The organism is Tepidimonas sp. HKU77 (assembly GCF_049728535.1).
In the GTDB taxonomy this organism is placed as follows: domain Bacteria; phylum Pseudomonadota; class Gammaproteobacteria; order Burkholderiales; family Burkholderiaceae_C; genus Tepidimonas.
Genome location: NZ_CP187300.1, coordinates 2,271,573 through 2,284,790 on the forward strand (window position 1 = coordinate 2,271,573; position 13,218 = coordinate 2,284,790).

At 68.2% G+C, this 13,218-nt stretch carries 14 protein-coding genes and 1 riboswitch; of the genes, 6 read left to right on the top strand and 8 right to left on the bottom strand.

Annotation, left to right across the window (positions count from 1 at the left end):
• Positions 1 to 32: 32 nt before the first annotated feature.
• Genes ACPP3B_RS10960 through lptF form a run of 4 tightly spaced genes read right to left on the bottom strand, consistent with a single transcriptional unit; the run spans position 33 to position 4,454 of the window.
• The gene (locus tag ACPP3B_RS10960) at positions 33 to 1,223 is read right to left on the bottom strand and encodes a pyridoxal phosphate-dependent aminotransferase (RefSeq protein ID WP_424858997.1); all 1,191 of its coding nucleotides are present in this window, start codon (positions 1,221 to 1,223) and stop codon (positions 33 to 35) included.
• Between the two features lie 26 nt (positions 1,224 to 1,249).
• Positions 1,250 to 2,188, bottom strand: coding sequence for a CysB family HTH-type transcriptional regulator (locus tag ACPP3B_RS10965; protein WP_424858998.1), 939 nt, complete (start codon positions 2,186 to 2,188; stop codon positions 1,250 to 1,252).
• Between the two features lie 20 nt (positions 2,189 to 2,208).
• The gene (gene lptG / locus ACPP3B_RS10970) at positions 2,209 to 3,318 is read right to left on the bottom strand and encodes an LPS export ABC transporter permease LptG (protein ID WP_424858999.1); all 1,110 of its coding nucleotides are present in this window, start codon (positions 3,316 to 3,318) and stop codon (positions 2,209 to 2,211) included.
• Positions 3,315 to 4,454 (bottom strand): LPS export ABC transporter permease LptF, encoded by a 1,140-nt coding sequence (lptF, locus tag ACPP3B_RS10975; RefSeq protein WP_424859000.1) that lies wholly within the window; start codon positions 4,452 to 4,454, stop codon positions 3,315 to 3,317. The genes lptG and lptF overlap by 4 nt, the downstream gene beginning before the upstream one ends.
• A gap of 30 nt (positions 4,455 to 4,484) precedes the next feature.
• On the opposite strand from lptF, the gene ACPP3B_RS10980 reads away from it, so the two are divergent.
• The 4 genes from ACPP3B_RS10980 (at position 4,485) to ACPP3B_RS10995 (ending at position 8,142) form a co-directional block, all read left to right on the top strand.
• On the top strand, positions 4,485 to 5,990 hold the full coding sequence (locus ACPP3B_RS10980) for a leucyl aminopeptidase (protein ID WP_424859001.1): 1,506 nt from the start codon (positions 4,485 to 4,487) through the stop codon (positions 5,988 to 5,990).
• Positions 5,991 to 6,005: 15 nt separating this feature from the next.
• On the top strand, positions 6,006 to 6,482 hold the full coding sequence (locus ACPP3B_RS10985; RefSeq protein ID WP_424859002.1) for a DNA polymerase III subunit chi: 477 nt from the start codon (positions 6,006 to 6,008) through the stop codon (positions 6,480 to 6,482).
• A complete protein-coding gene (locus tag ACPP3B_RS10990; RefSeq protein WP_424859003.1) occupies positions 6,479 to 6,841 on the top strand; it encodes a hypothetical protein in 363 nt (120 codons plus the stop codon). Before ACPP3B_RS10985 ends, ACPP3B_RS10990 begins: the two co-directional genes overlap by 4 nt.
• Before the next feature lie 116 nt (positions 6,842 to 6,957).
• Positions 6,958 to 8,142, top strand: a complete 1,185-nt coding sequence (locus ACPP3B_RS10995) for a branched-chain amino acid ABC transporter substrate-binding protein (RefSeq protein WP_424859004.1) — start codon at positions 6,958 to 6,960, stop codon at positions 8,140 to 8,142.
• Between the two features lie 95 nt (positions 8,143 to 8,237).
• Here ACPP3B_RS10995 and ACPP3B_RS11000 read toward each other — a convergent pair whose 3' ends face one another.
• Entirely contained in the window at positions 8,238 to 8,564 is a 327-nt protein-coding gene (locus ACPP3B_RS11000; protein ID WP_424859005.1) for an SWIB/MDM2 domain-containing protein, read from the bottom strand.
• A gap of 231 nt (positions 8,565 to 8,795) precedes the next feature.
• Here ACPP3B_RS11000 and rraA point away from each other — a divergent pair, with 231 nt between their 5' ends.
• Positions 8,796 to 9,302: a ribonuclease E activity regulator RraA gene (rraA, locus tag ACPP3B_RS11005; RefSeq protein ID WP_424859006.1), complete on the top strand. Its 507-nt coding sequence runs from the start codon at positions 8,796 to 8,798 to the stop codon at positions 9,300 to 9,302.
• Here rraA and ACPP3B_RS11010 read toward each other — a convergent pair.
• From ACPP3B_RS11010 to ACPP3B_RS11020, 3 genes are all read right to left on the bottom strand, one after another.
• On the bottom strand, positions 9,281 to 10,093 hold the full coding sequence (locus ACPP3B_RS11010; RefSeq protein ID WP_424859007.1) for a sulfite exporter TauE/SafE family protein: 813 nt from the start codon (positions 10,091 to 10,093) through the stop codon (positions 9,281 to 9,283). The genes rraA and ACPP3B_RS11010 overlap by 22 nt on opposite strands.
• A 318-nt stretch (positions 10,094 to 10,411) precedes the next feature.
• A complete protein-coding gene (locus ACPP3B_RS11015) occupies positions 10,412 to 10,765 on the bottom strand; it encodes a cell division protein ZapA (RefSeq protein ID WP_299020440.1) in 354 nt (117 codons plus the stop codon).
• A gap of 11 nt (positions 10,766 to 10,776) precedes the next feature.
• A complete protein-coding gene (locus tag ACPP3B_RS11020; RefSeq protein ID WP_424859008.1) occupies positions 10,777 to 10,986 on the bottom strand; it encodes a DUF904 domain-containing protein in 210 nt (69 codons plus the stop codon).
• 37 nt (positions 10,987 to 11,023) lie between these two features.
• A riboswitch (cobalamin riboswitch) is annotated at positions 11,024 to 11,266 on the top strand.
• Between the two features lie 78 nt (positions 11,267 to 11,344).
• On the opposite strand from ACPP3B_RS11020, the gene ACPP3B_RS11025 reads away from it, so the two are divergent.
• Positions 11,345 to 13,210: a TonB-dependent receptor domain-containing protein gene (locus tag ACPP3B_RS11025; protein WP_424859009.1), complete on the top strand. Its 1,866-nt coding sequence runs from the start codon at positions 11,345 to 11,347 to the stop codon at positions 13,208 to 13,210.
• Positions 13,211 to 13,218 lie beyond the last annotated feature (8 nt).

A 13,218-nucleotide genomic window follows, 5' to 3' on the forward strand; every position in this document is an offset into this window, starting at 1 on the left:
GCTGCCGCTGCGGGGCGCACGCGACACGGGCGTCACAGCCGCGCCAGCCGTTGCAGGGCCGCGTCCAGCGTCTCGTCGCGTTTGGCAAAGCAAAAACGCACCAGCCCCTGGTTGCGCCCGTCGCCGTAGAAGGCCGACAGCGGAATCGCGGCCACCCCCACCTCACGCGTGAGCCACTCGCAAAAGGCGGCCTCGTCCAGTTGGCGCTCGGGCACGGCCAACGCCTGGTAGTCCACGCACTGGAAGTAGGTGCCCTCGCACGGCAGCAGCGCAAAGCGCGTGCGCGCCAGCCCCGCGCGGAAGCGGTCGCGCTTGGCCTGGTAGAAGGCACTCAACCCCAGGTACGGCGCCGGATCGGCGAGGTAGGCCGCCAGGCCGTGCTGCATCGGGGTGTTGACGGTAAAGACGTTGAACTGGTGCACCTTGCGGAACTCGGCCATCAGCGGCTCGGGCGCGAGCGCGTAGCCAACCTTCCAGCCGGTGACGTGATAGGTCTTGCCAAAGCTGGAGACGATGAGCGTGCGCGCCGCCAGTCCGGCGTGGGTGGCCAGGCTGTGGTGCGCCTGTCCGTCGTACACCATGTGCTCGTACACCTCGTCGCTGACGATCCAGGTGTCGGTGCCCTCGACGCAGGCCCACAGGCGCTGCAGGTCGTCGGCGCGCCACACGGTGCCGCTGGGGTTGTGCGGCGTGTTGACGATGATGGCCCGGGTGCGCGGGGTGAGCGCGGCGCCCAGGCGGTCGAAATTGGGCCGCAGCGTCCCGGCCGCGAGCGACACCCGCACCGGCGTGCCGCCGGCCAGTTCGATCGCGGGCACGTAGCTGTCGTAACACGGCTCGAGCACGACCACTTCGTCGCCGGGGTGCACCAGCGCGAGGATGGCGGTCAGCAGCGCCTGTGTGGCGCCCGTCGTCACCGTGATCTCGCTGGTCGGGTTGTAGCGGCGGCCATACAGCGCCTCGACCTTGCGCGCAATGCCCTCGCGCAGCGCGGGCACACCCGTCATCGGCGGGTACTGGTTGCGGCCCGCCTGCATGGCCTCGGTGACAGCCTGGGGCAGGCGGGGGTCGCAGTCGAAGTCGGGGAACCCCTGACCCAGGTTGACCGCGCCGCACTCCTGCGCCAGCGCGGACATGACGGTAAAGATGGTGGTGCCGACGTGGGGCAGCCGACTGGCCAGCGCAGGGGAGCGGGGCGGTGGGGAAAGCGGTGCGGTGTTCATGGTCGCGGGGGCGTCGGGCGTCAGAGCTAGTCGTCGTGGCCGCCACCTTCCATCGCGCGCAGGATCAGGTCGCGCGAGAGGCGGTCACTCAGGAATTCGGCAAAGCGCAGCACGAACTGGCGCAAGTAAGCGCCACGTTTGAAAGCCACCCGCGCCACGTTGTGCCCGAACAAGTAGCCCGCAGGGCGGGCGATCAGCTCGGGCGTGCGTTCGTCACCCTGCACCGCCATTTCGGCCACGATGCCCACGCCCATGCCGAGTTTGACGTAGGTTTTGATGACGTCCGAGTCGATCGCCTCCAGCACGATCTGGGGGCTCAAGCCCCGTTGCGCGAAGGCGTGGTCGATGCGCGTGCGGCCGGTGAACGTCGGGTGGTAGGTGATCAGCGGGTATGCAGCCAGGTCTTCCAGGCCGATGCGCTCGCGCTCGAGCAGCGGGTGGCCGGGTGGCAGCACCAGCGCGTGCTGCCACTCATAACAGGGCAGAGTGACGAGGTCGTCGTATTGGGAGAGCGACTCGGTGGCGATGCCGATGTCGGCTGCGTCTTCCAGCACCCAGCGTGCCACCTGATCGGGCGCGCCCTGGTGCAGCGTCACCGCCACCTTGGGATACGCCTGGCGCAGGCGCGCCACCGCCGGCGGCAGCACGTAGCGCGCTTGGGTGTGGGTGGTGGCGATCGACAGCGTGCCGCTGTCCTGGGCGGCGTACTCGTTGCCGATACGCTTGAGGTTTTGCACTTCGCGCAGGATGATCTCGATGCTGCGCACCACGTGCTGGCCAGGCTCGGTCAGCCGCTTGATGCGTTTGCCGTGGCGGGCAAAGATATCGATGCCGAGTTCGTCCTCCAGCTCGAGGATGGCCTTGGATACCCCGGGCTGTGAGGTGTGGAGCGCGCGCGCCGCCTCGGTCAGGTTGAGGTTGCGTCGCACGGCCTCCAGCACGAAGCGAAACTGATGCAGATTCACGGCAGTTGGACTCCTCAGCGTCAGCGACGCAGCACCAGCCACGCAAACGCTGCCAGCGACAGCAGCGAATACAGCGCCGATGGTGCTGCGGCGGCCAGCCACGGCTGCCAGCCCTGCAGGTTGCCGATGTGGCCGAACACGCTGTTGACCAAAAAGAAGCTGATGCCGATCAGGATGCCGGCAAAGACGTACGCCGACAGGCCCTGGTCGCGGAAATGTAGGTAGGCGAACGGGAGTGCCAACACCACCATCACCACGCAGCTCAAGGGGTAGAACAGTTTGCGCCAGAACTCGATTTCATAGCGCTGCGTGGTCTGCTCGTTGGCCTGCAAGTGTTGCACATACTGAAACAGATCCAGCGTGCGCATGCGCTCGGGCTTGAGCAAGGCGACGGTGAGCATGTCGGCGCTCAGTGTCGAGGGCCAGTCCAGCATGGGCAGGGTCTCGCGCAAGGTGCGCTGCGGGTCGTCGAAGCGCTGCCGCTCGACGTCACGCAGCCGCCAAACCCCCGCCTCGGCGTCGATCGAGCCACTGGCCGCACGCACCGTCTGTTGCACGCGCCCGCGGTCGTCGAAGACAAAGAGCCGAATGCCCTGCAATTCGCCGTTGGGGGCGAGGGCACGCACGTTGACCGAGGTGTGGGTGCCCTCTGCGCGCTCGCGCAGCCAGGCGCCCGTCTGGCCGATGCTGATACCACCGCGGAACTGTGCTTTGAACAACTGCGCCTGCCGCTCGGCCCAAGGGGCGACGTAGTCGCCCACGGCAAAGGTCACGAGCGCAAACAGCACCCCCAGCAACGCCACCAGGCGCAGCGCGAGCCCTGGCCCCAGTCCGCTGGTGCGCAACACGGTGAATTCCGACCCTTGCGCCAGCCGTGCCAGCGCGTAGACGGTGCCGATCAGCACCGCGATGGGCATCAGCTCGTACAGGCGGCTCGGCAGTAGCAGCGCCACGTGCAGCAGCGCATCGGCGATCGTGTAGCGCTCGCCCGGCTGCAGCAGCGATGGCCGCCCCAGCCCCGACAGCTCATCGATCAGGTCGAAAAACGAAAACAGCGCGAGAAATGCCAGCAGCACGAAGGCCACCGCGATCAGGATCTCGCCGTAGACGAGGCGGCGCACCGTCTTCATGCCGCCGCCTCCGCCAGGCGCGAGCGCCGTACGCGTAGCCACCAGGGCTGCTCGCGGTGCGCCATCCACAGCAGCGCGCCCAGCGCCACCCCCCCGTGTAACACCGCCATGAAGGCCAGCGCGCCGACGCGCTCGCGCGCAATCCAGTCCTTGCCCACGCCCAGCAGGTTGTAGTAGGTCACGAAGGCGAGCAGCATGAACAACAAGTTGCCGCTCTTGCCGACCCGGGGGTTGGCGGCCGCCACCGCCACCGCCAGCAGCACCAGGTTGATGGCGCTCAGCAGTAGCCCGGCGCGCCAGGCCAGCTCGCCGCGGCTGCCCGCCGATCCGTCGCGGATCAAGGCCAGCGTCGGCTGGGTGCTGCGTCGGCCGCTGTCGCCGCTGGCCGCCCCGCCGGTGCGCACGCGCACCCAGTACGACTCGAATTCACTGATTTGCAGCCCGTCGGTCTGGTGGGCCGGGGGTTGCCACAGCCGCTGGCCGTCGCGCAGCACCAGGTAGGTGACGCCGTCCTCGACCACGATGCGCCCGCTGCGGGCCGAGACGATGGTCTCGCTGCCGTCGGGCTCGGTGCTGGCAATGAAGACGTTGCGCCCCTCGCGGACCGCCGACGCGCCGGTGCCCGCATCACCGCCCGTGGGCGGGTCGCGGTCGATGAAAAATACCCGGCGTCCGCCGCTGGATTCCTGAAACTGGCCCGGCGCCACGCGGTCCAGGTCGCCGCGTTGTTCGTAGCGGCTGCGCAGCTCGTCACGCTGCTGCTGGGCCCAGGGTGCCACGAGCGCCGTCAGGACCCCCACCGCCAGCCACACCGGCCACGCAAAACGCACCACGGGGACCAAAAAGCGTGCCAGCCCCACGCCGCTCATGTGCCAAATGACCATCTCGCTGTCGCGGTACATGCGCGACAGCGTCCCCACCACGGCCACGAACAGCGCCACCGTCAGCACCGGCCCCAGTTGGCCCAACATGCCATAGGTCAAGAACAGGGCCAGCGCCTGCGGGTCCACTTCGCCCCGGCTGGCTTGGCCAAGGGTGCGCACCGTCAGCATCGTGACGACGACGGTCAGCATCACCACCAGCGCGGCGCCAAAGCCGCGGGCGAGCTCGCGGCGGATCGTGGATTCGAATAACATCGACGGCAGATCTCGAGGACACCCCGCATTATGGACTTCCAACTACAGACCCTCACTCGACACCAGGCCGCATCGATGGATGCCGACGCCTTGGTCGTGTTGTGGCCCGATGCCGCTGACGACGCCGACGTGGCGCAGGTCGATGTGCTGTCGGCCTGGGCGCGCCAGGCGCTGGCCGACGGCGACCTGGCACGCGAGCCGGGCCAATGGCTGGCTGCGCACCGCCTGCCGGGCGTGCGCCCGCGGCGCGTAGTGCTGGTGCGCTGCGGCGATGGCAGCGCGCGCCGTGTGCGGCAGGCGGTGGCCGCCGCCTGGGGCGCGATCAAAGCTGGCGCGCCCGTGCGTTCGCTGCTGTTGCACGCCGGTGGCCTGTCGTTGGCCGCGTTGCAGGCGGCCGTGCAAGCGCTGGCGGCGGCATCGTATCGCTACACGACGACGCTGTCGGCGCCGAAGGCGCGCACGCTGGCGAGCGTGACCGTTGGCGTCGACGACGCACGGCCGGCGCGCGCCGCCTTCGACGAAGCGGTGGCCATCGTTCATGGTCAGGAGCTGGCCAAGGAGTGGGCCAACCGGCCCGCCAACCATGCCACGCCGACCGCCTTGGCCGACGCCGCGCAGGCGCTGCAGGGCCGGGGCATCGACGTGGAAGTCCTCGGGCCCAAAGAAGTGGCCAAGCTCGGCATGGGGGCGTTTTTGGCCGTCGCGCAGGGCTCGGAGCAGCCGTTGCGTTTCATCATCTTGCGCTACCGCGGGGCGGCGAAGGCGCAGGCACCCGTGGTGCTCGTCGGCAAGGGCATCACCTTCGACACCGGCGGCATCTCGCTCAAGCCCGCGGCCGAGATGGACGAGATGAAATTCGACATGAGCGGGGCCGCCAGTGTGCTGGGCACGTTCGAGGTGCTGGCGCGCTTGCGCCCGGCCATCAACGTCGTGGGACTGATTCCCGCCTGCGAGAACATGCCCAGCGGGCGCGCCGTCAAACCCGGGGACGTCGTGCGCAGCCTCAGCGGGCAGACGATCGAAATCCTCAACACCGATGCCGAGGGGCGGCTCATCCTGTGTGACGCCTTGACGTATGCGCAGCGCTTCCAGCCGCGCGCCATCATCGACGTCGCGACCCTGACCGGGGCTTGCGTCATCGCCCTGGGGCATGTGCGCACGGGGGTATTTGCCAGCGATGACGCGCTGGCCGAGGCGCTGCTGCGGGCCGGCGAGGCAGCCGGCGACGTGGGCTGGCGCCTGCCGCTCGACGATGAGTACGCCGAGGCGTTGCAGTCGTCGTTTGCCGACGTGGCGAACGTAGGCGGGCGCCCTGCGGGCGCGGTGACGGCGGCCAAGTTTCTGCAGCGCTTCGTCGGCACCACGCCCTGGGCGCACCTGGACATCGCCGGCACGGCCTGGAAAAGCGGCAAGGACAAAGGCGCCACGGGGCGGCCCGTGCCGTTGTTGGCGCGCTACTTGCTCGACGAGGCAGCGCGGGGCGCGCCCGATGCCGCCGTGCCGGCCCGCCGGCGCGGTGGCCGGCGTACCGGTTGACCGGAGGCCAATGCGATGGACGTGGCGTTTCACCTCAACGTGCCGGCGGCCTGGCCGCAGCGCAGCGCCTACCTGTGCCGCCTGCTGGCCAAAGCCTATGAAGCAGGGGTGCGCGTGTGGGTGGTGGTGGCGCCCGACGAGGTGACGGCCCTCGACCAGGCTTTATGGACGTTGCCCGCGGATGATTTCGTGCCCCACGTGTGCGCCGATGCGCCGCCGGTGCTGCGCCAGCGCGCCCCGATCGTGATCGCGGCGCCCACCGATACCGTGGAGGGGGGGCGCGCCGTGCTTGTCAACGCGCAGCCGCAGTGGCCGACGGTGCTCGATGCGCCGCGTGGATGGGCGCGCGTGGTGGAGGTGGTCTCCACCGACGAGGACGACAAGGCGGCGGCGCGTCAACGCTGGCGCCGCTACCAGGCCATGGGGTGCACGCTGGTGGCACACGACCGTTTGCGGCGCGCCGCCAGCGCACCGGCGGAGGCACCATCGTGACGCCGCCGGGGCGCCAGCCGCCGCCCGTCGTGCCGACGCTGACCGACGTCGTTCCGCACCTCTCGGATGCGGCCGCACCGCTGGTGGGTGACGGGCAGCCGCCAGCGGGCGAGGCCTCGGCCCTGGTTGTCTCGCGTGGGGTATCAGAGCCAGACCCCGCGCTGGTCGACGAGCTGACCGACCGCGTCATGGCGGCTCTGTTGCCGCGGCTGCAGGCACGCGTTGCCGAGGCGCTACAGGCCTGGGTCCTCGCCCAGTTGGAGACAGGTGCGCGCACCATTGCCGATGCCGTGCGCGACGAAATCGCCCAAGACGTGCGACGAGCCATCGTCAGCGCATTAGGGACAACCCGTAGATGACGGGGCAGACCCTACCCCCGAGCGGATAGGGCGGTTGTTTTTCGTGTATCGTAAAGGCCTGCGCGAAAAGTTCCGTGTTGCGCAATCCGTTCAACCGTTTTTTGACAAGGGTCACCATGCAACTGCAATACAAACTGGCCATCGTCGCTGCCGCTGCCATCGCCCTGGCTGCCTGCGGCAAGAAGGAAGAAGCCAAACCCGCCGCCACCTCTCAAGGTCCTGCGGTCGAACAATTGGTCGTCAAGATCGGTCACGTCGGTCCCACCAGTGGTCCCATCGCCCACCTGGGCAAGGACAACGAAAACGGTGCCCGCATGGCCATCGAGGAGCTCAACGCGGCGGGTATCCAGATCGAAGGCAAGCCGGTCAAGTTCGAGCTGCTGGCTGAAGACGATGCGGCGGATCCGAAGCAAGGGACGGCGGCGGCCCAGAAGCTGGTCGACGCCAAGGTCAACGGCGTGATCGGCCACCTCAACAGTGGCACCACCATCCCCGCGTCGCAGATTTACAACGCCGCGGGCATCCCGCAGATCTCGCCGTCGGCGACCAACCCCAAGTACACCCGCCAGGGTTTCAACAACGTTTTCCGCATGGTGGCGGATGACACGCACCTGGGCCGCACGCTGGGTCGCTATGCGGTTGAGAAGCTCGGCGCCAAGAAGATCGCCGTCATCGACGACCGCACCGCCTACGGCCAGGGCGTGGCCGACGAGTTCGAAAAAGGCGTCAAGGCCGCTGGCGGTGAAATCGTCGATCGCGAGTTCACCAACGACAAGGCCACCGACTTCAACGCCATCCTGACCAAGATCAAAGCCAAGAAGCCCGACGTGGTGTTCTTCGGTGGTATGGACGCCGTGGCGGGCCCGATGCTCAAGCAAATGAAGCAGCTCGGCATCAACGCCAAGTTCATGGGCGGCGACGGCATCTGCACGTCCGAGCTGCCCAAGCTGGCGGGCGACGGCATGGCCGACGAGCAGGTGTACTGCGCGGAAGCGGGTGGCGTTGAGGGCGAGCAAAAGGCCGGTATGGAGAAGTTCCGCGCCGACTACAAGGCCAAGTTCGGCATGGATGTCCAGGTGTATGCCCCGTACGTCTACGACGCCGTGCACGTGATGGCCAAGGCCATGCAAAACGCCAACTCCGCCGATCCGGCCAAGTACCTGCCTGCGCTCAAGGCCATCAGCCACAAGGGCGTGACCGGTCAGATCGAGTTCGACGAGAAGGGTGACATCAAGAATGGCGCGTTGACGCTGTACACCTACAAGGGTGGCCAGCGTTCGGAAATCGCCGTGATTCGCTGATCACGCGTTTGCGCTGGACCATGAAAAACCCCGCTGCGGCGGGGTTTTTTCTTGCGTCGCCGCCGGCCGCATGGGCTGCCGGCGTGCGGTGTCGATCAGGACAGGTGGGTGCTGATGATCTTGGTCATCTCGAACATCGACACCTGCGGCTTTTTGAGCACGGCCTTGAGCTTGGCGTCCGCGTTGATCATGCGCTTGTTGGCGGCGTCCTGCAGCTTGTTCTTTTTGATGTATTCCCACACTTTCTTGGTCACCTCGGTGCGCGGCAGCGGCTTGGCGCCCACGATGGCCGCCAGCTCGGCGCTGGGCGTCATCGGCTTCATGAACGCCGAGTTGGCGGCGCGCTTGGGCGCAGCAGCGGGCTTGGCGGTCTTGGTCGCGGGCTTGGACGTGGTGGTGGCAGCTTTTTTCGCAGTGGCCATGGAAGATTCCTTTGGTTGGTTGCGTGCTCGGCCACGAAGTGCAGCGGGCACCCCGTGGATGATCGCATCGTAACCCCAAAGACGGGGTTTTTCCAGTGTGGCGCGTGCGTTTCAGTCCGGAGGGTGGGTTTTCCCGGGGGCATGGCGCCGCGGGCGTTGCGTGGCGCAGACGCCTGGGTGTCCTCGTCTATGATCGGCAGGGTTGTGATGCGGCATGTTTCGGGAGATGTGATGACCTCGATCGCCTTTTCCACCTGCGATCTGTGTGATGCCCACAAGGGGGACAGCAGCGGTGAGTTCCGGGTGCTACCGCCCGTGTTTCGGGATTTCGGCGGTGTCGTGCGCTTCGCCGGGCCGGTGAGCACCGTCAAATGCCACGAGGACAACAGCCTGGTCAAAGCCGCGCTCGATGAGCCCGGCCAAGGCCGCGTGCTGGTGGTCGATGGCGGGGCGTCGCTGCGGCGGGCCCTTGTCGGCGGCAATTTGGCAGCAGCGGCGGCGCGCAACGGCTGGGCGGGCATCGTCGTCGACGGCTGTGTGCGCGACGTGGCCGAGCTGGCCGCTTGCGCGGTGGGCATTCGCGCGTTGGCCGCACACCCATTGCCCACTGACAAGCGCGGGCAGGGCCAGCGTGATGGTCCCGTGTTGGTGCAAGGGGTGATGATTCGGCCCGGTGAGTGGCTCTATGCCGATGAGGATGGTGTGGTGGTCGCGCCTCAACCGCTCCACGCGCGGTAGGCCATCGCCGCCGCCAGCGCGTACAGCATGAAAGCAAAGGCGCGTTTGAGCGTGCGCACCGGCAGCGCGTGCGCCACGCGCACGCCCATGGGGGCCATCAGCACACTTGCACTTGCAATCACAGCCAAGGCTGGCAGATAGATGTAGCCCAGCGAGCCTGGCGGGCGCCCGGCCACGTTCCACCCCGACCAGACGTAGCCGACGCCATTGGCCAGCGCGATGGGAAAGCCCAAGGCCGCACTGGTGGCCACGGCCTGGTGCATGGCCACGTTGCACCACGTCATGAACGGCACACTGATGAAGCCACCCCCCGCGCCCACCAAGCCGGACAGAAAGCCGATGGCGCCGCCCGCGGCGAGCTGCCCCGCCGGGCCGGGTAGCCCGCGACCAGGGCTTGGCGGGTGCGCGCGCAGCATTTGCGTGGCCGAAAACGCGACGAACCCGGCGAACAGCAGCGCCAACCAGCGGCCCTGCAATACGCGGAACACACCGGCGCCGGCCAGCGCAGCGCCAAGGACGATGCCGGGTGCCAGCCGGACCACCAGATCCCAGCGCACGGCCCCGCGTCGGTGGTGCGCGCGCACGCTGGAGAGCGACGTGAAGACGATGGTCGCCATCGACGTCGCAATCGCCATTTTCACCGCCAGATCGGTGGCCACGCCCCGATGGTGCAGGATGAAGGTGAGAAACGGCACCATCAACATGCCGCCGCCAATGCCCAACAGTCCTGCCAAAAAACCCGTCACCAGCCCCAGGGCGACGAGCTCGGCGATCAACAACGGTTCCAGCATTTCGAGGGGAGGGCGCCGCCAGCACCGCCGGGGGTGGCAGCACCGCCGTCAAGGTGTGGCGTGAGGGGAAATCAGCGAGGGTGTCTGCCAAGCCGCCAGGCCGGCATCCTGAACGCGGGGGTTCAGGTGGGCGAGGGCAGCGCAGCTTCGGGTTCGTCTGACGCGAGACGATCACGCCCACTGCGCAATGTACCAAGCCCGGGCTCTAAGAGCATTGGTTCAAGGAATATAAAGCCCGGCGGATGGCAGACGTTTCGTATTGTACGCCTCGGTTGGGGTGTCGGGAGCACCTGACGCGGTGGCTGGCCGCGCCGAGAATCACAGCAGCCGGTCGTCGTCGGACAGCGCCGCATCGATGCGCGCCACCATGGTCCGCAGTGCCTCTTCGGTTCCTGCGGGCAACGCTGCGCTGTCGCCGCCGTCCGCACCATCGGGCGCGCCGAACGACGAGTTCCGAAACGCCAGTGCCGGATCCCGATGGGCGGCGTCGAAGGCGATGTTGAGCGCCGCCAGCACCGCGATACGGTCCCGCGCCTTGACCTTGCCGGCGTCGCGGATGCGGCACATCGCCGCGTCCACCTTGGCCACCGCCTCGCGCAGCGCCTCTTCACCGTCCACCGGGCAGGCCAGCAGGTAGGTCTGGCTCATGATTTGGACCTCGACCTGTTTGATGGAGGGTTTGTTCATGGCGCGTCCTCTGCGGAGCCCAGGCGTGCGATCAGCGCATCGAGTCGCTGGCGAGCCGCTGCGCACTGGGCGTGCAACTGGTCGCGCTCCAGCGTCAAGCGCCGTACCTCTTGCTGCAGCAGGGCCTGCGTGCGCCGCAGCTCCTCGTACCGCAGCAGCAAGCGGTCGAGGCGCTGGGCCAGTTCTTCGATGATCGCGGGTGTCATGACCCACGAATTGTAGGGTTGGCGCAAGCCTTCGCACTACAATCGTTGCAAGTTGGTGCTCGCGGCATGGTTCTCGTGCCGCAGTTAAACGGGAAGCTGGGGGGACTGCCGGCCTGCGGCGGGGTCCTAACCAGCGCTGCCCCCGCAACGGTAAGTGGACGGGTGCGTGTCGCGCACGTATCCCGCTTTCGCCCGTCGGTCACTGGATGCCTGGCATCTGGGAAGGCCCGCGAAGGTTGCTTCCACCAGCCCGGATACCGGCCAACGCGGTGATCGGCTCGACGCAGTCGGGCGGATCGTGACGTCCACGCACCGTCGGGGAAGGCGGTGAGGACACGTTCGTTTGGTTCGTGCTTTCATGAAAACGCCTCTCGCGCGCGCCGCCGCGGCTGCGCTCGTACCTGCCCTGCCGGTGGGTGCCTTGTTGTGTGTACCCCTGGCCCATGCGGCCGATGACACCCCGGCTGGGGCCGGCCCGTCCCTGGGGGCGGTGGTGGTTAGTGCCACCCGCTCGCAGCAGCCCATCACCGACGTGATCGCCGATGTGACGGTGATCGACCGCGACACGATCGAGCGCAGCGGCGCCGCCGCGCTGGCCGATGTCCTGGCGCGGGTGCCGGGTGTCACCATCAGCCGCAACGGCGGACCGGCCACGACGACAAACGTCTACCTGCGCGGCGCCGAGGGCCGTTTCACCGCGGTGTTCATCGACGGGGTGCGCATCGATTCGCAATCCACCGGCGGGGCCACCTGGAATGCGATCCCGCTGTCGCAGGTGGACCGGATCGAGGTGCTGCGCGGCCCGGCTGCGGCCATCTATGGCTCGGATGCGTTGGCCGGGGTCGTGCAGATCTTCACGCGGCAGGGCGAGGCCGGGTTCTTTCCCTCGGTGCGGGTGGGGCTGGGCAGTCAGGACACGCGCACGCTCGGGGTGTCGCTGCGCGGTGGCGCCGAGGGCGTGGACTATGCGGTGGGCGTGGGGACCGAGCGCAGCGACGGCTTCAATGTCCAGCCGCTGGGCAACCCGGACCGCGACGGCTACCGCAACGAAAACCTGTCCGGCCGCATTGGCTGGCAGGTGGCCCCCGGGCAGAAGCTGGATGTGACGCTGCTGGACAGCCGGCAGCGCGCCGATTACGACGGTTTCACGCCTGGGCTGGACGACCAGAGCCTGCACCGTCTGCGCACGGCCGGGCTGCACTGGACGGCGCAGTGGAGCGATGTCTGGTCCACCCGCGCCAGTCTGACCCGCGGCACCGACCGCTACGAGACGACGCCGTCGCCGTACTTGACCGAGACGCGCGTGACCACCGCGCTGCTGCGCAACGAAGTGCGGCTGGGCCAGGGCCTGATGACGGTCGATCTGGAGCGGCGCGAGGATGCGCTGCAAAACCGCAGCACCACGCCGGCCCGCACCGACCGCCACCAGAACGCCCTGGCCGTGGGTTACGGCTGGCGGTCGGGGCCGCACAACCTGCAGGTCAATGCGCGCCACGACGACGACAGCGAATTCGGCGGCCAGTCCACCGGGCTGCTGGCCTATGGCTATGACGTCAGCCGCACGCTGCGCCTGACGGCGTCGGCGGGTACGGCGTTCCGGGTGCCGACGCTGTTTCAGCGCTTCAGCATCTACGGCACGCCGGACCTGAAGGCCGAGACCGCGCACAACGTCGAGGCCGGTGTGCACTGGCAATCCGGCACGGACCGCCTGGCCGTGGTGGTCTACCGCAACCGCGTGCGCGACCTGATCGGCTACGTGAGTGGGCCGGGGCCGTGCGTCAACGGCGTGGGAACGTACGCCGGTTGCTACGGCAATGTCGGGCGGGCCCGCATCACGGGGGTGACGTTCAGCGGCGGCACCCGGGTCGGTGCGGTCAACCTGGGCGGCTCGTGGGACGTGATGCGACCCAAGAATGCGTTGACGGACAAGTGGCTGGCGCGCCGCGCGCGGTCGCAGGCGACCCTGACGGCCGACACCGCGCTGGCCGGCTGGCGCCTGGGTGGCGAGGTGCAATACGTGGGCGAGCGCTACAACAACGCGGCCAACACCCAGCGGCTGCCTGGGTACACCCTGCTCAACCTGACGGCCGAGCGGCCGCTGGGGCGCGACTGGCGCTTGCTCGCCCGCATCGACAACGCGACCGATCGCGCCTACGAATCGGTGCTGGGCTATGCCACGGCGGGCCGCACGGTGTTCGTCGGCCTGACCTGGGCCCCACGCTGAGGCCCGGT